The sequence below is a fragment of the Microbacterium invictum genome, from assembly GCF_034421375.1.
GTDB classification, from domain to species: Bacteria; Actinomycetota; Actinomycetes; order Actinomycetales; family Microbacteriaceae; genus Microbacterium; species Microbacterium invictum_A.
Map to the genome: position 1 here is coordinate 2,559,480 of NZ_CP139779.1, position 18,766 is coordinate 2,578,245.

Annotated in this window: 15 protein-coding genes; 3 read left to right on the plus strand and 12 right to left on the minus strand. The window is 67.2% G+C overall.

The window, feature by feature from the left end:
- Positions 1 to 566: 566 nt before the first annotated feature.
- The 12 genes from T9R20_RS12350 to T9R20_RS12405 form a co-directional block, all read right to left on the minus strand.
- Entirely contained in the window at positions 567 to 1,757 is a 1,191-nt protein-coding gene (locus T9R20_RS12350) for an alginate O-acetyltransferase AlgX-related protein (RefSeq protein WP_322409605.1), read from the minus strand.
- Positions 1,754 to 2,941, minus strand: coding sequence for an acyltransferase (locus tag T9R20_RS12355; RefSeq protein WP_322409606.1), 1,188 nt, complete (start codon positions 2,939 to 2,941; stop codon positions 1,754 to 1,756). Before T9R20_RS12355 ends, T9R20_RS12350 begins: the two co-directional genes overlap by 4 nt.
- On the minus strand, positions 2,938 to 4,917 hold the full coding sequence (locus tag T9R20_RS12360) for a rhamnan synthesis F family protein (RefSeq protein ID WP_322409607.1): 1,980 nt from the start codon (positions 4,915 to 4,917) through the stop codon (positions 2,938 to 2,940). Before T9R20_RS12360 ends, T9R20_RS12355 begins: the two co-directional genes overlap by 4 nt.
- Before the next feature lie 73 nt (positions 4,918 to 4,990).
- Positions 4,991 to 7,162, minus strand: coding sequence for a glycosyltransferase (locus T9R20_RS12365; protein WP_322409608.1), 2,172 nt, complete (start codon positions 7,160 to 7,162; stop codon positions 4,991 to 4,993).
- Positions 7,163 to 7,230: 68 nt separating this feature from the next.
- Entirely contained in the window at positions 7,231 to 8,133 is a 903-nt protein-coding gene (locus T9R20_RS12370; RefSeq protein WP_322409609.1) for a glycosyltransferase family 2 protein, read from the minus strand.
- Between the two features lie 61 nt (positions 8,134 to 8,194).
- The gene (locus tag T9R20_RS12375) at positions 8,195 to 9,364 is read right to left on the minus strand and encodes an NAD-dependent epimerase/dehydratase family protein (RefSeq protein ID WP_322409610.1); all 1,170 of its coding nucleotides are present in this window, start codon (positions 9,362 to 9,364) and stop codon (positions 8,195 to 8,197) included.
- A gap of 100 nt (positions 9,365 to 9,464) precedes the next feature.
- The gene (locus tag T9R20_RS12380) at positions 9,465 to 10,598 is read right to left on the minus strand and encodes a glycosyltransferase (protein ID WP_322409611.1); all 1,134 of its coding nucleotides are present in this window, start codon (positions 10,596 to 10,598) and stop codon (positions 9,465 to 9,467) included.
- On the minus strand, positions 10,598 to 12,049 hold the full coding sequence (locus T9R20_RS12385) for an LCP family protein (RefSeq protein ID WP_322409612.1): 1,452 nt from the start codon (positions 12,047 to 12,049) through the stop codon (positions 10,598 to 10,600). The genes T9R20_RS12380 and T9R20_RS12385 overlap by 1 nt, the downstream gene beginning before the upstream one ends.
- Complete coding sequence (gene purE / locus T9R20_RS12390) at positions 12,046 to 12,513, minus strand: 5-(carboxyamino)imidazole ribonucleotide mutase (RefSeq protein WP_322412174.1); 468 nt, start codon at positions 12,511 to 12,513, stop codon at positions 12,046 to 12,048. Before purE ends, T9R20_RS12385 begins: the two co-directional genes overlap by 4 nt.
- Before the next feature lie 218 nt (positions 12,514 to 12,731).
- Positions 12,732 to 13,865, minus strand: a complete 1,134-nt coding sequence (locus tag T9R20_RS12395) for a 5-(carboxyamino)imidazole ribonucleotide synthase (RefSeq protein WP_322409613.1) — start codon at positions 13,863 to 13,865, stop codon at positions 12,732 to 12,734.
- Positions 13,866 to 13,964: 99 nt separating this feature from the next.
- A complete protein-coding gene (locus T9R20_RS12400) occupies positions 13,965 to 14,549 on the minus strand; it encodes a PH domain-containing protein (protein WP_322409614.1) in 585 nt (194 codons plus the stop codon).
- A 75-nt stretch (positions 14,550 to 14,624) separates the two neighbouring features.
- A complete protein-coding gene (locus T9R20_RS12405; protein ID WP_322409615.1) occupies positions 14,625 to 15,422 on the minus strand; it encodes a biotin--[acetyl-CoA-carboxylase] ligase in 798 nt (265 codons plus the stop codon).
- Between the two features lie 262 nt (positions 15,423 to 15,684).
- On the opposite strand from T9R20_RS12405, the gene T9R20_RS12410 reads away from it, so the two are divergent.
- From T9R20_RS12410 to T9R20_RS12420, 3 genes are all read left to right on the plus strand, one after another.
- A complete protein-coding gene (locus tag T9R20_RS12410; protein ID WP_322409616.1) occupies positions 15,685 to 16,527 on the plus strand; it encodes an endonuclease domain-containing protein in 843 nt (280 codons plus the stop codon).
- A 303-nt stretch (positions 16,528 to 16,830) separates the two neighbouring features.
- A complete protein-coding gene (locus T9R20_RS12415; protein ID WP_322412175.1) occupies positions 16,831 to 18,429 on the plus strand; it encodes an acyl-CoA carboxylase subunit beta in 1,599 nt (532 codons plus the stop codon).
- On the plus strand, positions 18,426 to 18,698 hold the full coding sequence (locus tag T9R20_RS12420; protein WP_322409617.1) for an acyl-CoA carboxylase subunit epsilon: 273 nt from the start codon (positions 18,426 to 18,428) through the stop codon (positions 18,696 to 18,698). Before T9R20_RS12415 ends, T9R20_RS12420 begins: the two co-directional genes overlap by 4 nt.
- The last annotated feature ends 68 nt before the right edge of the window (positions 18,699 to 18,766 follow it).

Here is an 18,766-nt window from a genome sequence, read left to right on the forward strand (position 1 = left end):
CACGGGACGCTCACCGTCATCGGAGATGATTCCCCGGTCGCGCCTGTGGCGTCCTCGTAAGAGAGGACGACCGTCCAGTCGCCGGAAGTCAGGGCGTCGCGAGGGATGCGGAGAACAGGACAATACGAGTTCTCGCCATTCGGAGTCGCGGAAGCCTGCGTCGCGCGAACGGTCCCTCCCGCCGAAGCCGTGACGGTGCAGACTCCGGTGGGGTCCGTCCGCCCGACGACGATCCCGCTTACCTCAAGACCCGATTCCTCAAGCTCCGCGGTGATGATGCTTACTCCGGCCAAGCTCGACGGAGCTTCCGGCCCGGAAGGCTGCGCCTCTGGCGGAGGCTGCGACGCCGGTGGGGCGGTGGAACCCCCCGGTTGCGCTGTCGACGCGGTCTCATTGTCCGTCGGCGCCGGACGATCAGCGCCAGCGGAGCTTCGTGTCGAGGACGTCGAAGGGGTCGATGAAGGTTCGGGCACACAGCCGGTGAGTATGACCACCAGCATTGCCGTTATCAGCAGCCGGACGTATCGCACGAGGAATGTCCTGAAGCCGCCGTCACGCGTTTCAGGCTAGTACGCGGCCCCCGCAGGCGGTGTATTGATGAGATGTCGTTCGGCGAGTTGCAGAACGACGACATCAGGAGAGTGCTGCGCAACGAGATCCCGATAGTTCGGCCACGCTGAGAAATCCGTGTAGTCGTGCCCAACCTGCCACGTTGGAGAGTAGGCCTGGCCCCAATAAGGCGAGATCGCGCCCCCCATCGAATCGCGGATGATCAGGGCACTCTTCCCCGTCCACGGCTCGGCGACGGTCGTTTGGAGCGGAAGCCAGCTGGCATCCATCACGGAGTCCCCGGGCACTGTCTTGGTGATCCCGTCCTTATCTGTGAACGTCACATCCTGCATCGGCTCGGAGAACCTCGGGACAGCCCAGTCCGCGCCCGGACTCGACACGCCAAAGCTCGCCCACTCGTTGAAGTCCCCCACCACCTCATACCCGGAGATCGCCGGTACACGCATCGCGGGATCCTCCGGGTTCATCGCGTTCACGCAGCGCGCGATCTGTTTCCACCCCACGTAGCCGCCGAAATCGGTCCAGTGGCTGTTGCTCCAGCTGAACAGATTGACATCCGACGTCTTTTCGGCGATCAAGCTCGCACGCAGATCGATGACGGGGAGGTCCCCCTCGACCGCCATGAACTGATCGAGAATAGTGGAGCCGCGCAATTCCTGCATCCAGGTGGGTAGTTGCTCGGGATAGATGCTCGAAGTCGACGGCGTGACGATGATCTGGAAATCGACGCCCTCCGCGGCCAGGCCGTCGCGTATCGAGCTGTAGTAATCGACCCAGCGATTCAACTCCGACTCGCTCAATGTGTCCCGCCCCACAGCCTGCGACGCGTATTGCTCGATGTAGTCGCTCCAGAAGATCCATCCGTTGGGTCCGACAAGATACGGCTGTGCGACTTCAGCGGCGTTCTCCTGCCACACCCGCTCCGCACTGCCGTCACCCTCAAGCCAGGGTTCCTGCGTGGCCGGCTCCATTGCAGGTCGGCAGACTTCGTCGGTTGAGTCGGACTGCTCCGCCGGGACAGGTACGGGGTGCTGGTCGAGGCGGGCCGAGACCGACGCACCCGCGATGAGCGCCGCTACGGAAGCGACGCCGAGGACCGTCAGCGGCGCATACGACGCGCGCCGCCACCATCTACGCGGTGCAGGCGCGCCGGGGCCATGGCTCTGGACGTCTGGTTGATCGGTCACCGCGCCATCTCCGATCTCGTCAGGACGAGGCGCGTACGCGATCGATCACCCCACCACGACCGGAATGAACTGGTCCGCTGCAGCACCCACTCCCCCCACCGCGGCGTCCAGCGCTTCAGGGTCATGGCGGGCTTTTCCACCAGATGCCAGCTGAGGTAGGCATAGACGTGACAGGCGACGACGACGATGACGTGGTAGGCGACCCAGCCCCACTCCTCGATTTGGAAATAGGTCGCGAGCCACATCAAGGGCCATCCCGCGATATAGATCCCGTAGGACAGATCGGCGTGGCGGTCCCAGCCGGAGAGCCGGGTCACGCGGATCGCGAACCAGATCAAGACGTAGCAGAAGGCGAACTGCCCGACCACGAGCCACCCCCCGCGAGCGTAGGTGACCACTGCAACGATAAGACAGGCAACCGCGATCCTGTCGTCGATCGGGACCTTGTCGCGGAATAGGCAGAACAGCATCCCCCAGGCGAAGGGAGCCAGCAGCAGGAGAAGTCGGAAGTCGGCGAAGACGAAGCTCAACCCCGGGAGGTTCCCGATCGAGAGCCACTGCATCGCGGAGAGCAGCAGGATGCCGCCGGCGACGATACCCCCTACGATCCGGTTGGCAAGCGCGCCGAAAACACCCAGCAGCGCAACGAGGATGTATGCGGCGAACTCGAAAGCGAGTGTCCACGCCGAACCGTTCCAGTCGAGGATCCCGTGATCCACGTAAAGCGGTGTGGTGGTCCCCATGCCTGCGATGTTGAGTTGTCCGAGCAGAAGAGTGAAGTTGTTCGAGAAGTACGTGAAGGGCGACTCACTCGTAGCGTTCCAGAAGCCGTCCCAGCTGCCGTTCTCGCGGATCCACGCGATGGGCGCGAAGACGAACGCGGTCGCGATCAGAATCAAGAAGAACCCGGGGTAGATCCTCAAGAACCGGTGCCAGAAGAATCTGAGCGTGCTCGTGGACCCCATCTTGCTGCGAGTGATGAGGAAGCCCGAGAGGAAGAAGAAACCGCAGACGGCAACGCCACCCAGTGATTGCTCGTCGCTCCACTGCGTGCCGAGGTCAGCACCGCCGTAGAAGCCCGCGATGGGCCCCGCATGCGAGAAGATCACCATGAAGGCCATCAGCCACCGGAGGAACCCGATTGAATTCCTTCGTGGGTTGAAGGCTTCGGCAAGGGTGGTCACAGAAGGTCCATCTCGTCGATGGCCTCATCGACAGGGGAGCCCTTCAGCGACTTGCGCCATCGACGGTAGCGAGGATCGATCGCGTACCGGGTGCGGCGGTAGACGCCGCGCAACGGGCGATAGACGTTCTCGATCAGCGGGTACCAACGAGGGTAGTGAAGACGCGCGTATGCGAGGGCGTAGCCGAACGGGCCACCCCCAAGGAAGTCACCTGACGCGTCGAGGACGTGGACCTGATCGATGGCATACCCCTGGATATTGGCGCTGATCCGGTCCAGCTTGTACTCCAGAGAGGTGTGGCTGATCGCCGCGTACCGCGTCGTCGCCACGGTCTTGGTGTAGAACCCCAGCTCAGCGACTGCGTAGCTGAAGAGTCGTTCTTGAATGTGGGCTACGCTTCCGTCCTTGTGCGCCTTCGGCGACGGGAAATCCGCATACTGCCAATCGACCTGAGTGAGCAAACGCAGCGCCTCAGGCCGGAAGGCGAACATGCATCCGTAGGGTGCGAGCGGAGAGGGCTCGTCGAAGGGAACGTGGATGCCGAGTTCGTCCGCGAGTTCCTTCGCCGCGTCCTTGTTTCCGAACCAGCCTCGCCCCAGGGTCGGATACCCGATGTGGATCGTCGGCGCATATACCATCCCCAGACCCTCCTCGCGCTGGAACAGCCCGAGGAGATTGGAGGTGTAGCCGCGGGAGTTCAGAAGGTTCATCAACTGGTGCCGACGGAAGAGGTCGCCCGCGTTCTTGCCCTCCTGCTCAGTCCTCTTCGAGTGGATCTTGAAGATGACGTCATAAGAGTCGTCGCTGATCACATCGGCGCAACCGACGAAGAAGGCACCCATATCCCGACCCCGATTGGACGGAAGGACCCTGATCTCGACCGTTCGCCGATTCGGATCCTCATGCTCGTCCATGATCTTGCGGATCTCGTTGGCTCGCGTCTCATCGGTGGTGGTGACGAATAAGTCGTAGTCACTCGGAATGGTCGCGGTGTAGTCGAGCATCTCCGCAGTGAGGTCGACGTAGTAGATGTGAGCGACGACGGCGATCTTGAGGGGGTTGTCCTCGTCGTAGTCCGCCACGACGTCGGGCATGACTTCCATCATCGCAGCATTGGTATTGAATGCCTTGGGCTGAGAATTGCGGGAGATGTTCCGCCAGATCATCTGCACCGGATAGCCGAGCGCCGATGCCTTCTCCGCAAAGCGCTTCGCCACGATGGAGTGACGATCCAGCAGCAGCGGGTCGTGGAAGAACGGTCTGCGTTTGAGGACCGGACAACCATCGTCCAGCAAGGCCTCCGCGTCGTAGAAGGCGGGGTGCCAGGTCGAATAGTTGGTGAGGGGAAAAGCCACTTCATAGTCGAAACCACGGGTACGGAAGTAATGCGTGAACTTCGACTCGTGACTCAAAATCGAATCGACGTAAGAGACGATCGGTGGCATATCGCGCCAGTATGATCGCCACGCCTCACTGAGGAACATGCTCTTTCGGACCGCGATCCAATGCGACTGGATGTGACTGTGCAGAACGCCTTTCCGGGTGAAGGGATTGGGAACCTGCTTGTCGTGCATCGTCATGCCCCAGAAGTCGAGGGCGAGGGCATCCATTTTGCGGAACACGGGCTCGAACGGGTTGACGGGCCCGAACCAGGTGTAGTTCATCAGAATGAGTTCGTCGTACTCCGCGAGCTTGTCCTCACCGAAGTGTGCCAGCGCTTCCTTGTACCCCCAGACATCGAACCCGACGTTCTCCCGCTGCCAGAGAGTGTCCGACACAGACTCCAACCTGGCACGACCTTCATCTGTGAGGTGGCCGTTCACGACGATGAAGATGTGGTCCGCGAAGGGGCGGAGCCGCTCGAGTTTGTAGGGGACGTAGTCGTCCACGATGCCCTGCGGATCGTAGTAGAGGTAGAAGATGATGCGCCGCCCGTTCGAGGGAAACGCAGAGAGCTCGCCGACTCGTTCGCCCACCAAAAAACTCCTTGCTCCTGCAGATTCTCTGCGCGCGGTCGAGCGCCCGCCGGTACACATTCAACCGGGGAGTCTACCTGGCGGAGTTTGTGAAGTGCCTCACCGCCGCGTCGAGGTCCGCCGCCCTCGCATCGAAGGAGTGATGGACCCGAACTCGCTGTGCGATCGCCCGCAATTCGGACTCCGCCGGAAACAGGGCGTCGATGTCACCCTGGAGAAGCTCGATCAACTGGTCGACGTCTTCGTACTCCACGACCGCACCTTCGAAGACGTCCCGCAGGAGAGGCACCGACTCGCTGATGACTCGGCCGCCGGCCGCGACGACGTCGAAGGGCCGCATCGCCATGAAGCCCTCGCGACGCATCGCCGGCCAGTGATCGTTGAGGACGACTTTGGCTGTTTCGTATCTCTCGCTCAGATCTCGATTCGGGATCGTGTTGGCAGCGATGGCGCTCGCCGGTATGAAACCACGCCAATCAGGCCCGTACACCATGACCTTCAGACCGGCGTTGATCGGCGCCACGACAGAGGGTCGCGGTATTCCCCGGGCCGTGCCGACGAACACGATGTCATCGCCGCGAGCGTGCCCGCGTGGCGCGAAGAGATCGGCGTCCGTTGCTTCCAGAAGCGGGTTCACCAAGACGCCCCATTCAGCGGTCACCCGTTCTGCCCATCCAGGTGAGACCGCGAATCGGAGATCGAATCGAGCCAGCTCATCCCTCGTGATCTCGTCTGGGTGACTGATGATCCATTCCACTCGGACGCCGTTCTGAGGAGGCGTGATCGGACGGGGGCCTCGGATCACCACGTGGACATCGTCGAGGTACGTCGTGGGCCGGTTCGCTGCGTCGAATGCGTCCACAACGACTTCGTGACCGAGCCGGCGCAACGCATTTGCCAAGCCTCGCGCGAAGTGAGTGTCTCCCCAGACCTCGCCCTTTGGCCCGGCAGGGGCGCACGTCTTGATGGCCCACCGCTGGGCGTCGCTGACCCGACGCAGACGCGGCCGAGCAGCGCCGGTGCTCGACCAGGTCCAACCCTCGAGCGTGAATCCCGCCGCCTCGAAGAATGCGGTCGCAGCCTCGCGGTCGACGGGTATGTCTGACGACGGCCCGACGTCGCCGGATTCGTCCCACTCAGTTCCGGCATCGTCCAACCTCGTCGTCATCGAGGTGAGAACAGTCACAGGCACACCGATGCGATGAGCAGCCACGCTGAGCCCCTGCCCGAGATTCTCTACTTTCCAAGGCGACTCATCGAAGGATCGGAGCAGACCTGCCGGGACCGCCAAAGTGGAACCCGTCAAGAGGGGGACCCGCATGGCTCGGCCACCTAAGCCGGCGAGATCTTCGGTGGGGTGGCCCGCCAGGAGCCGCGCGATGCCTTCTCGGCCAGCGTCGGACACGGGCACCGCGCCGACCGAATCGATAGTCCCGTCGACGGCGAGCATCACCGGGGCGACGAGCTCGTCGGCCCCGTGATCGAGGAGTTCGCGGTAATCGCGCGGCCCCAGGACCGCACGAGGATCGGTCAGAACCACCGTTTGCTCGACACGGTCCGCCAACGAGATCAGAAGGTCTCGCGCCGAAATGGCTGGTGACGATGTGCGGACGATTTCGGTCTCGGGCACGAGCGCGGCCGCAAGCGCGGCAGCGGACCACGTCGAAGGCGTGGGATCCAGGCAGATCAGGCGGACGGCACACTCCGACGAAGCAACGTCGAGGGCTGCGGCGACTTTCGCGTACTCGTCGATCCCCCCGCTACGGATGGAGCGCACAATCAGGTTGCGAACACGGAAGGGAGCTCCCACCGCGTTCGTCGCTCCCGAAAATGCAGAGAGGACCAGACGTCGCCACTCCGATATGGACACCGGTATCGAGCGCCCTGCGATGTGCGCGACGATCGTCGGATCGGTCGAACTCGCCCACACCTGCTCGAGCGCCCCGAGCGAGTCGTCCTCCCCGTGTTCCGGAGCGTCCCACCAAGGGTGCACGGAAACAGTTCGCCTGTCGCTGACGAGGTACGCGTAGAGCGCAGGAACCCTCCCCTCATCCGGAAGCCCCGCACCTGCGTGATGCTCGTCGAAAAGCGGATTGGGCGACACACCTTCTCGGAACCCGCTCCACACGTAGTCCAGCGTCGCGCGCGCAACACCACCGACCTGCCATCCGCGTTGGGCTCGGTAGTAGTCGGCATCGACGAGCCGACTGCCTGCGATCACCCGGATCCACCACAGGCGGTCCACGCCGCGAAGGAACGCGCCAACAAAAGGGGCCGATCGTGCGGTACGCCAGAGTCGTCGCAGAGGTCTCATCACTCCCGCGTTCCCCGGCGTCTCTTCCAGGCCCTCACTCCCCTCCTGCCAAGGGCCATGATTGGGCTGTAGCGACTCAGCTCACGGATGATGGTCGCTTCGAGCTCGACCCTCAGGCGGGCGAACTCGCCCGCGATCATGAGAGGCAGCCCAGGTCCCTCGCGCACGACCCACTCTCTCAATTCCCTGTCTCGCACGAGCGAGTCATCGCGCCGATGTTCAGCCGACAGCGCGAACATGCTGTTTGCCTCGGCGCCCGCGGCCGAGGGTCGTTGCGTCCAGATCGCGAGGACATCCGGGATGAAGCCGATCGTGTGTCGTGAGAGGACACGCAGTGTGAACTCCCAATCTTCCACCGCGTCGAGCGTCTCGTCGTATCCGCCGACCTCGTCGTGGACGGATCTTCGGTAAAGGAAGCTGATGGGGACCGCCCGATTCACTTCGAGCATCTCCGACAACGAGATGCGCGCGAGCTCAGGCCAGAAGGGCGCAATTCCGACGGTCGTCCACGTTCCATTCACGAGCTTCTCGTAGCGGATCTCCGTTCGGCACATCACGCCGATATCGTCGGGGTGTTCGTCGAGCCATTGCACCGAAGACGCGAGAAATCCATCTCGCCAGAGGTCATCGTCATCGTGAAGGACGACGAACTCTGCTCTCGACGCGGCGATTCCGGTGTTCGCTGCGCGGCAACGGCCACCTTCTCCTGCAGGGAGGTGTATCACCCGCGCTCGGCCGTCCATCGGACTACCCGCGACAACAGACTCCACCGTCGTGGCGTCGCCACCGTCGTTGACAACCACGACGTCGACAGGAAACCGCTGTGATGCGACGTCCTTGAGCGCGCGGGCGAGAAACCAGGGCCGATCCTTCGTCCGGATGACCACACTCACGCGAGACATGGCGTCAACCCTAATCGGATCGAGTGAATCGCTTCCGTCACCCCCGCGACAGCCGTTGCGCTCAGCGCTTCTCAGCGCGGGAGGTCTTGAGGAGATTTCGCTGCGTCATCTCGTGGAGCGACCGTTCCAGCTCGTCTCGACCGATGGGCTCGTTCATCACCCACTGCGCGAATCTCTGCACACCCTCGCGGAATGTAACGCGGGCTTCGAAGTCCATGACTTCGCGGATCCGGCGTGTGTCTGCCATGTTGTGACGGATATCGCCGAGTCGGAACTCCCCGGTGACCTTCGCGTGGACGCGTGCCCCGTACGCGTCGAAGAGTGCTTCGACCACCTCGAGCACCGTTGTCGGGACACCAGAGCCTACGTTGAAGACCTCGCCAGCGGCGTCAGGATGCGACACCGCCCGCGCGGTAGCGGCAACGACGTCGTCGATGTAAACAAAGTCCCGTGACTCGAGCCCGTCCTCGAAGATCCGGATCTCCCGTCCCTGTCTGATGCGTGTGGAGAAGATGGACAGAATGCCGGTGTACGGATTCTGCAGCGATTGCCCAGGCCCGTAGACGTTCTGGTATCGGAGCGAAACCGGTTCGATCCCCAAGGTAGGGGCGACGGTCATCACGAGCGACTCCTGCATCTGCTTCGTGATCCCGTAGACACTGGATGGGTGGAGTCGCGCGTCCTCGGCCGTGGGAATGACCTCGATGCGGCCCTCTCCGGGCATATGGACGTCGAAGTCCCCGACCTCCAGATCGGTCTCCGCGCGATGCGGTGGGTGAACTGTGCGACCGTCCTCGGTTCGATAAGACCCCTCACCGTAGATCGACCGCGACGATGCGACGACGATTCGCTTGACACCGTGCGGTTCCCTGGTGAGGAGGTCCAGAATCTTCGCCGTGCCCCCAACATTGACGGACACGTATTTGTCTATCTGGTACATGGACTGGCCCGTGCCCGTCTCCGCGGCCAGATGAACGATCTCCGAGACCCCTCGTAAAGCTTGGCGGAGGTCGGAATCAGACGTCACGGACCCCACGATGACGTCGGCGACGGTCCGCAACTCGTGAAGGGCCGCCATTTCGTCGGCAGGTACATCGCCATGAACCTGCGGCGACATTGAATCGAGGACGACGACATCGCGACCCTCGTCACGCAGTCGACGGGCCAAGCGAGACCCTATGAACCCTGCGCCGCCGGTGATCAGTACGCGGCCATCTGTCGATCCACCCATTTATCGAGGCCCCTGGTCGTCTGAGAGTCGCGGATTATTGCCGTTGGACGGGAAACCCGATCCGCCAGACACCGTAGCATCGCGCGACACACCTGATGATTCAAAGGTCGGCGTGCAGCTGCCAGACACGATCGCTCGAGCCGGCCCACGAGAACGCCCGACCACGATCAGCGGCGAGGACGCCCAGCCGCTCGGCGGCCGACACCGACCCGAGCGCCTCGGCCAGGGCAGCGCCGAGCGCCTCACCGAGCACAGCGTCCTCCGACTCGTCGACGAGCTGACCGCCGTCCGAGATCACCTCGGCGTGCGAATCGGATGCCGCGGCGAGCACCGGCACGCCGAGGGTCAGCGCGTCCACGACGCGCCAGGGGAACGCCTCACGCCGCGACGGCGCGAGGAACGCCAGCGCCGCACCGAACACGGCCGCCCGGTCCCAGGTCTCCAGCGCGCCCCGCACGTGCAGGCGACGCTCCGGCAGCCCCGCGGCCTCGGCGAGGTCGGCGATCGCCGGCTCCTCCCCCTCGGGCGCGTCGATGACGACGACGGGCAGATCCACGCCCGACCGCGCCACCGCGCCCAGCCCGACCGCAAGCCCGTCCGAGGCGCGCGATGCCGACCCGGCGAGCAGCACGAACCCCTCGGGCAGGTCGAGGGCACGCCGGCGCCCGACCTCGTCGTTCGGCACGGCGAAGCCGAGCGGCGATGCGCCGGGGATCACGCGGATCCGCTCCCCCAGGTTCACGACCCCGGCGATCCGCCGTGCGAGCGCATGGGTCGGCACGACGACGGCGTCGGCATGCTTGGCGGCGCGCTTGATCATCGCCCGCTGGAACGACAGCGCTCCACGCGAGAGCTCTCCCGGCGCATCCCAGGCCCGGCTGTCCCAGACCGTGACGACCGTCTGGTCGTGGTTGTGCACCCGGTCGTGGCGGACGAGCGGCGCGAGCAGCGTCGGCGAGTGGATCATCCCACCACCGATGCCCGTCGGCGCGCCCAGCTGCACGGCCATGGCGAGCTCGCGGCGCGGCAGCGCCGCAGCATGCACCCCCGCGAGGCCGGGGACGGCGGCACGCAGCGCCGTGGCATCCGTCTGCGCCGGCACGACCGCCTCGACGTCGGTCCCCGAGGGGGCCCCGGCCACGAGCGCGCGTGCGAGTTCGCGGGATGCTTCGGCGAGATCGTGATCGGTCGGCACCGCGACCTGGTCGAGCATGACTCGGAGCGTGGCGGTCATCAGCCCTCCGGCGTCGGCGTCGGGGTGGGCGGATGCAGGGCGTTGCGCACGAGCTCCTGCACGTAGGCGTAGTCGGGGTCGTACTCGTCGATGCCGAACTCGGGGATGAGCTCGATCGTCGTGACCGGTTGCTCCTGCGCCTTCAGCGCCAGGTCGGCGAGGTAGGGCAGGAGCGACTGCGGCAGGTCGGTCTGGACGATGTCGGCGCCGGCGGCGGCGATGTCCTGGAACCGGGTCAGCACCGTCTGCGGCGTGAACTGGTTGAGGATCGCCTGCTGCAGAATGCGCTGACGCTGCATCCGGTCGAAGTCGCTCGTGGTGTAGCGCGAACGGGCGTACCACTGGGCGGTGTCGCCGTCCATGCGCTGCAGGCCCGGCTCGATCCAGCCGATCGCCCACTCCTCGGCGGGCTGTCCGTCGTACTGCGGCCCGCCGCCCTTGGGCAGCCGCTCGGTCACCTCGATCTCGACCCCGCCGAGCGCGTCGACGAGCGAGGCGAAGCCGTGCATGTCGATGAAGACGTAATACGGGATCTCGATCCCGAGGATGCCTTCGGCGGCATCCTTCGTCGCCTCGATCCCGGGAGCCGAGCCGTTCGCGACGGCGTCGGGGTAGAGGGCGTTGCCGTCCTGGCAGACCTCGACCTCGGTGCGGAGCTGGTTGATGCCGCTCCCCCACCCGCAGCTCGGATCGGCGAACCCCTGGTGCCCGTCGGGATAGCGGTCCTGCATCGGCCCGGGCGCGAAGGGGAAGTGCGGCATGTCCCGAGGGATGCCGGTGATCGTCGTCGCACCGGTGTCGGCGTTCACCGACACGACCGAGATGCTGTCGAACCGCATCGAATCGCGTCCCTCGCCGCTGTCGGCGCCCAGGAGCAGGATGTTGTAGTACCCGTCCGAGGGAGGAACGGAGGGGCCGCTCACGCCGAAGATTGCCCCGAGGGTGTCGCGCGCCGTGCCCGTGACCTGCGCGGCGTAGCCCACGGTGCCGCTCGCGACGACGAGCAGGGCGACGGCGAACGCGGCGATCCCGAAGCGGGCACCCCGGCCGGTGCGGACGAGCCGGACGAGCCGCAGGGTGTCGATCGTCAGCACGATCCACAGCGCGGCGTAGGCGATGAGGATCCCCTGGATGAGCAGGAGCACGAACCAGTTGGTCGCGAGGGTGAGGAACACCGTCTGCGCGAAGGTGGAGGTGAGGACCGCGCCCACCGCGAGGAGCCACGACACCAGGGTGGCGGTGATGCCGACCCGGCCGAGGCGGCGATTGCCGGCGACGACCTGCGCAGAGCCGGGGAGAAGGAAGTTCAGTCCGACGAGCCACCAGCCGCGCTTGGTCATCATCGCGGGCGAGCCGGCGTCGGGGAAGCGCAGGGGGCGCTCTTCGAGCACGCGATTGCGCGCACCGGATGACCCGTGCGCCGCGGTGCGCGGCGGGCTCGCCACGCTCACAGCGAGTCCTTCAGGCGACGGTTCTTCTCCTCGACGGCGGCTTCGAGGTCACGGGCGTATGCCTCGACCTGCTCTGCGATGCGGGGGTTGCTCGCGCCCAGGATGCGGACGGCGAGGAGCCCGGCGTTCTTGGCGCCGTTGATCGACACGGTGGCGACGGGGATGCCTGCGGGCATCTGGACGATGCTCAGCAGCGAGTCGAGTCCGTCGAGGGTCGCCAGCTGCACCGGCACGCCGACGACGGGAAGGGCGGTGACCGAGGCGAGCATGCCCGGCAGGTGCGCGGCGCCTCCGGCGCCGGCGATGACCACCCGGATGCCGCGGGACCGCGCCCCGCGCCCGTAGGCCATGAGCTTGTCGGGCGTGCGGTGCGCCGAGACGACCTCGACCTCGTGCGGAATGCCGAAGTCGGTGAGCACCTGGGAGGCGTCGCTCATGACTCGCCAGTCGGAGTCGGACCCCATGACCACGCCGACCAGCGGATCGGTGGCCGCGTGCAGCGGGGTGTCGTGATGCAGAGCGGTGCGCGCGTCGGATTCAGCGCTCGCGAAAGACCCAGTCACCCGACAAGGGTAGGGCGCCGAACTGGAAGAAGCCCGCAACGGCGCGCAAGCGCCGGTGCTGAGGTGCCGTCGGCGCGCAAGCGCCGGTGCTGAGGTGCCGTCGGCGCGCAAGCGCCGGCTCAGTCCACGAACACCGCCGCTGCCGCCCGCGCAGCGTAGGCGACGTCGTCGAGGTCGTCGCCCGAGACGTTGACGTGCCCCACTTTGCGTCCGGGCCGCGGTGACTTGCCGTACGTGTGCACCTTCGCCTCGGGGTGGCGTGCCATCGCGTCGCCGAATCGCTCGACGAGGCCGCCCTCGGCGGGCCCGCCGAGGATGTTGATCATCACGGTCCACGTCGCCTTGGGCGAGGAGTCGCCCAGCGGCAGGTCGAGCACGGCGCGCAGATGCTGCTCGAACTGGCTGGTGACGGCCCCGTCCTGGGTCCAGTGACCGCTGTTGTGCGGTCGCATCGCGAGCTCGTTGACGAGTACCCGGTCGGCGGTCTCGAACAGCTCGACCGCCAGCATCCCTGACACGTCCAGTCCCTCGGCGATGCCGACGGCGATCTCGCTGGTGACCTGCTGCTCGCGCTCGCCGGTGCGCTGCGCGGGAGCGAGCACCTCGGCGCACACCCCATCGCGCTGCACGGTCTCGACGAGCGGGTACGCCCGCACCTCGCCCGAGGGGCGGCGCGCGACCTGCTGGGCGAGCTCGCGAATGAAAGGCACGAGCTCTTCGATGAGGAGCTCGCCGCCGCGACCGTCTTCGGCGAGCGCCGTGAACCAGTCGTCGGCCTCGTGCGCCGACGACACCACCCGCACGCCCTTGCCGTCGTACCCGCCCCTCGGCGTCTTCACCACGGCGCGGCCGCCGTGTTCGGCGAGGAACGCCTCGATCCCGGCGGCGTCGCTGACCGCCGCCCAGTCGGGCTGGGGCATGCCGAGCTCGTCCAGGCGTCGCCGCATGTGCAGCTTGTCCTGCGCGAACCGCAGCGCGTGCGGCCCGGGCCGCACGGCGATGCCGGCGTCGACGAGAGCGCCGAGGACATCCTGCGGCACGTGCTCGTGGTCGAAGGTGACGACATCCACGTCGCGGGCGAAGCGCACAACGGTGTCGGCGTCACGGTAATCGCCGACCGCGGTCGCGGCGAGCGCCGCCGACATCCCGTCGTCCTCGGCCAGCACGCGCAGCTCCACACCCAGTTCGACCGCCGGCGCGATCATCATGCGCGCCAACTGTCCACCGCCGACGACTCCGACTCGCAGGGTCATGGACATCCTTCCGCTCGAACTTCCATCTTGGCGCAGTCCACGTCGGTTGCGCAGACGCGGTCCGCGCGCGGGCGCCCGCCATCACCCGGATGAAGGAGGTCAGCCGAGCTGCGGGAGGGGCGGAGGGGGCGCGGGCGGCATCGGACCCGAAGGGAGGGCCTGCGCGTCGCGATGCGCGAGGATCTGGTTGACCTCGACCTGGTCGACGAGCACCTCGTGCACGAGGACCACGCCGGGGATGTTCTTCATCCGGAGCGGCTCGTCGGCGCCGTTGGAGAGTGTGAGGGTCCCGGCTCCCCACATCCGCTGCAGGATGCCGCGACGCACCTGGATGGTGTAGCCGCGGACGTGCGAAAGGTCGCGGCGACGGGTCGCGAGGATGCCGGAACGCTCGATGACCCGGCGCGTGGTGATGGTGTAGACGCGGCTCCACCAGGCCACGAACGGAAGGAGCACGAGGAGGAACACGACAACGGCCGCCGCGGTCAGCAGCATCCAGTTCTCCAGCGGCGCCGGGAGGTTGCCCCAGAAGAACCCGGTCGCCCCGGAGACCGCGATGAGGATGAGGGCCGACCAGAAGAGCCTCCGTGCGTGCGAGCGCACCCGCGCGATCCGCAGCTCGGGCGTCGGCACCCCCGGTGCGGGAGTGGCGGGACGCCCGGCGATGCTGGTCGGGTGCGTCATACACCCATTGTCGGGGCAGCGGCGGACATTCCGGCGCACCACACCCGGCGCGCGGCGGTCTGGCCCGCGATCGGCTCAGCGCACGTGCACGACGTCTCCGGCAGATACCGCGGTCTCGCGGCCGGTGGCGTCTTCGACGACGAGCCGTCCGTCGGCGTCGAGCCGCGCCGCGCGGCCGGTGAGCCGGGTGCCGTCGGGCAGCTGCACGGCGACGTCGGCGCCGAGGGTCGAGCACAGGGCGCTCACCTCGCCCGAGACGCCGGATGCCGCGGCATCGCCTCGCGCGGTGACGAGTGCGGTGAGCTGCTCGTCCAGAGCCGTGAGGAAGTCGGCGACCAGCCGGTCGTCGTCGCAGGTGAGTCCGAGGGCGGCGAACGAGACGGCGGTGTCGACCGGGAGGTCTGCCCGGGTCATCCGCGTGTTCACTCCGGCGCCGACGACGACGGTGTCGGGATCGCCTCCGACGACCTCGGCGAGGATGCCGCAGACCTTGCCCCCGTCGACGAGGACGTCGTTCGGCCACTTGAGGGTGGCCGAGTGCGGCGTGCCGCGCAGTTGCGCGCCGACCGCGCGGGCCATCGCGGCACCGGCGACGAGCGGGATCCAGCCGCGGGACTCGAGGGGAAGCGCCGGCACGCGGACCACGACCGACAGGGCCAGCGCAGTGCCGGGCGGAGTGGTCCAGCTGCGGTCGAGGCGGCCGCGACCGGCGCGCTGGTCCGTGGTGAGGAGCACCGACAGGTGCGGCCAGCCGTCGGGGTCGGCCGCGGCGGCCGCGAGGACGTCGGCGTTAGTGGAGTCGGTGGACTCGGTGATCTGAACGCGGGGGCTCACGGCGGCGGCGCGGGGATACCCGTCGGTGGGGATCGGCATGCCTTCACCCTATGCGGGGGCGGTCACTGCGCGCGGGGGCTTGCATAAGGCGCGGTCACTCCTCTTCTCCCCCTCCTCGCGCGTACGATCGGCCGGCAGGCGGACCTTGCGCGCGCGGTGTACGCGTCTCGGCCGGTCGTACGCGCGCGGAAGACGGCGCCGTCGCGGCATCCGTTCCTGCCCATGTGGCGCCGGCGCCGAGTCATCCCCAGATCGCCGTGAGGCACGGTCGACCGCCCTGCGACGTCGCGATGCTGACCGGATGCGACGCATCATCCTCCCCTCTCAGGGGTACCTGCACCGCGCCAGCCTCCTCGAGACCGGATGGCGCCCGGACGCCCTCCGCCGAGCGATGACCGAGCAGGGCCTTGAACTCCTGCGACGCACCTGGGTGGTGGCGCCCGACCTCGATTCGCGGCTGCGCCACGCGGCGACCCTCGGCGGCGTCGTGACCTGCGTGAGCGCCACGGACGCGTTCGGCCTGTGGCGCCCCGACGGCACGACCCGCCCGCATGTGCGCCTCCCGCCCCATTCGAGCAGCGTGTCGGATGTCGCGCGGCTCCACCGTTCGCAGGCGGTCACTCTCGCTCCGGCGCGGCAACTCGTCGACGCGATCGAGAACGTCCTGGCCGCGGTCACGGCCTGCCTCCCGTTCGCCGACGCCCTCGTCGTGTGGGAGTCGGCCCTCCAGCGCGGCGTCGTCGCATCCGCGCATCTCCGCGCGGTCGCCTGGAAGACCACGGCCGCACGCCAGTTGGCCGACACCGCGGGGGCCCTCTCGGACTCGGGCCTCGAGACGCTGTTCGTGGACGGGATGCGGCGTGTGGGCGTGGGCGTCCTGCAGCAGGTGGTGATCGGGGGTCAACCCGTCGACGGTCTCATAGGAGATCGCCTGGTGGTCCAGATCGACGGGTTCGCGCATCACTCCGATGCGGCGCAGCGGCGGAAGGACATCCGCCACGACCGGCTCCTGCGCTCCCTCGGGTACACGGTCTTCCGCTTCGACTATGTCGACATCGTGCACAACTGGCCGCGAGTGCAGGCCGAGGTGCTGCGCGCACTCGCGCAGGGCCTTCACCTCGCGCCCCGCGGGGCGCTGGCGTGAGGACGATCGGTCGAGCGGAGTACAGAAGGGCCCGGAAGGTACGCGTGCGGGCCGATCGTACGCGCGCGGGGAGGGGAACGGCCGGATGGCGCGGGCGCGGGCGCCCGGGGGGGAGGGGAGGGAAGGACCGATGCCACGCGCGGGAAGGGGGACGGTCTCATGCCGCGGGCGCGCGGAGGAAGGACGGATGCCGCAGGGCGCGGCGTCGACGGACGGATGCCGCGGGCGCCGTGGGCCGCGCACAGGGCAACCCCGAACCGCTTGTGCGAACCCTCCAAGGGCTGGCAGGCCCCCGCCGATAGGGTGGAACCCGTGACCGATCAGCCCGACCTCTTCACGACCGCCGGCAAGATCGCAGACCTTCGGGCGCGCTATCAGGAGGCCGTTCTCGACGCCGAGGCGACGGCGCAGCAGAAGCAGCACGCCAAGCACAAGCTCACCGCCCGCGAGCGGATCGAGCTGCTCGTCGACACCGGCTCGTTCGTCGAGTTCGACGAATACGTCCGCCACCGCACCACCGCCTTCGGCATGGACAAGTCCCGCCCCTACGGCGACTCGGTGGTCACGGGCACCGGCACGATCCACGGCCGGACGGTCGCGGTCTACGCGCAGGACTTCTCCACCTTCGGCGGTTCGCTCGGCGAGGTGGCGGGCGACAAGATCATCAAGATCATGGAGTTCGCCCTGCGCGGCGGCATGCCCGTCATCGGCATCCTCGACTCCGGCGGCGCGCGCATCCAGGAGGGCGTTGTCGCCCTCGGCAAGTACGGCGAGATCTTCCGACTGAACACCGCCGCCTCCGGCGTCATCCCCCAGATCTCGATCATCATGGGCCCCGCCGCGGGAGGTGCGGTGTACTCCCCCGCCCTCACCGACTTCGTCATCATGGTCGACAAGACCAGCCAGATGTTCGTCACCGGCCCCGACGTCATTAAGACCGTCACCGGCGAGGACGTAGGGATGGAAGAGCTCGGCGGCGCCCACACGCACAACACCCGGTCGGGGGTCGCCCACTACCTCGCCGAGGACGAGGACGACGCGATCGACTACGCCCGCACGCTCCTGGGATTCCTCCCCGACAACAACATGTCGGAGCTGCCGGTGTACGAGACGGCGTTCGAGTTCGAGACGACCGACGCCGACCGCACGCTGAACACCGTCATCCCCGACTCGGCGAACCAGCCCTACGACATCCACGGGGTGATCTCGCACCTGGTCGACGACGGCGACTTCCTCGAGGTCCAGCCCCTCTTCGCCCCGAACATCGTCATCGGATTCGGCCGGGTCGAGGGCCGCACGGTCGGCGTCATCGCCAACCAGCCGTCGCAGATGGCGGGAACCCTCAACATCGACGCCGGCGAGAAGGCGAGCCGGTTCGTGCGCTTCTGCGACGCGTTCTCGGTGCCGATCCTGACCCTCGTCGACGTGCCCGGCTACCTCCCCGGCACCGACCAGGAGTGGACGGGCGTCATCCGCCGCGGCGCGAAACTGCTCTACGCCTACGCCGAGGCGACCGTTCCGCTGGTCACCGTCATCCTCCGCAAGGCCTACGGCGGCGCCTACATCGTGATGGGCTCCAAGCAGCTCGGCGCCGACGTCAACCTCGCCTGGCCGACCGCCGAGATCGCGGTCATGGGCGGCCAGGGCGCGGTGAACATCCTTTACCGCGGCGAGATCAAGCGCGCGGAGGAGGCAGGAGAGGATGTCGCGGCGGTGCGCACCCGCCTCGCCAACGAGTACACCTACAACGTGGCCTCCCCCTTCCTCGCCGCCGAGCGGGGCGAGCTCGACGGCATCATCGAACCGGCCCAGACCCGGGTCGCCGTCGCGAAGGCGCTGCGCTCGCTGCGGGGAAAGCGCGCGAGCCTGCCGCCGAAGAAGCACGGGAACATCCCGCTGTGAGCGCGGCTCCCGACATCCCCTCCGAGGCGACGGACACGCCCGGCGCACCCGGTGCGCCCCTGCCCCCCGTGGCGATCGACGTGCGCCGGGGCGCTCCCACCGAAGAGGAGCTCGCGGCGCTCATCGCCGTGGTCAGCGAAGAGTACGCCGCCGAATCGGCCGAAGCCGTGGCCGACGACCGTGCCGCCCGGAGCGCCTGGTCGCTCTCGCAGCGCGGGCTTCGTCAGCCCCTGCGTCGCGAGGTGGGCTGGGGACGCTACGCGGGCTGAAAAAAAGTCCCGAAATCGCCCATTTGTCCCCCAAACTACCTACAGACAGACCGTTTCGGACCTTGCAT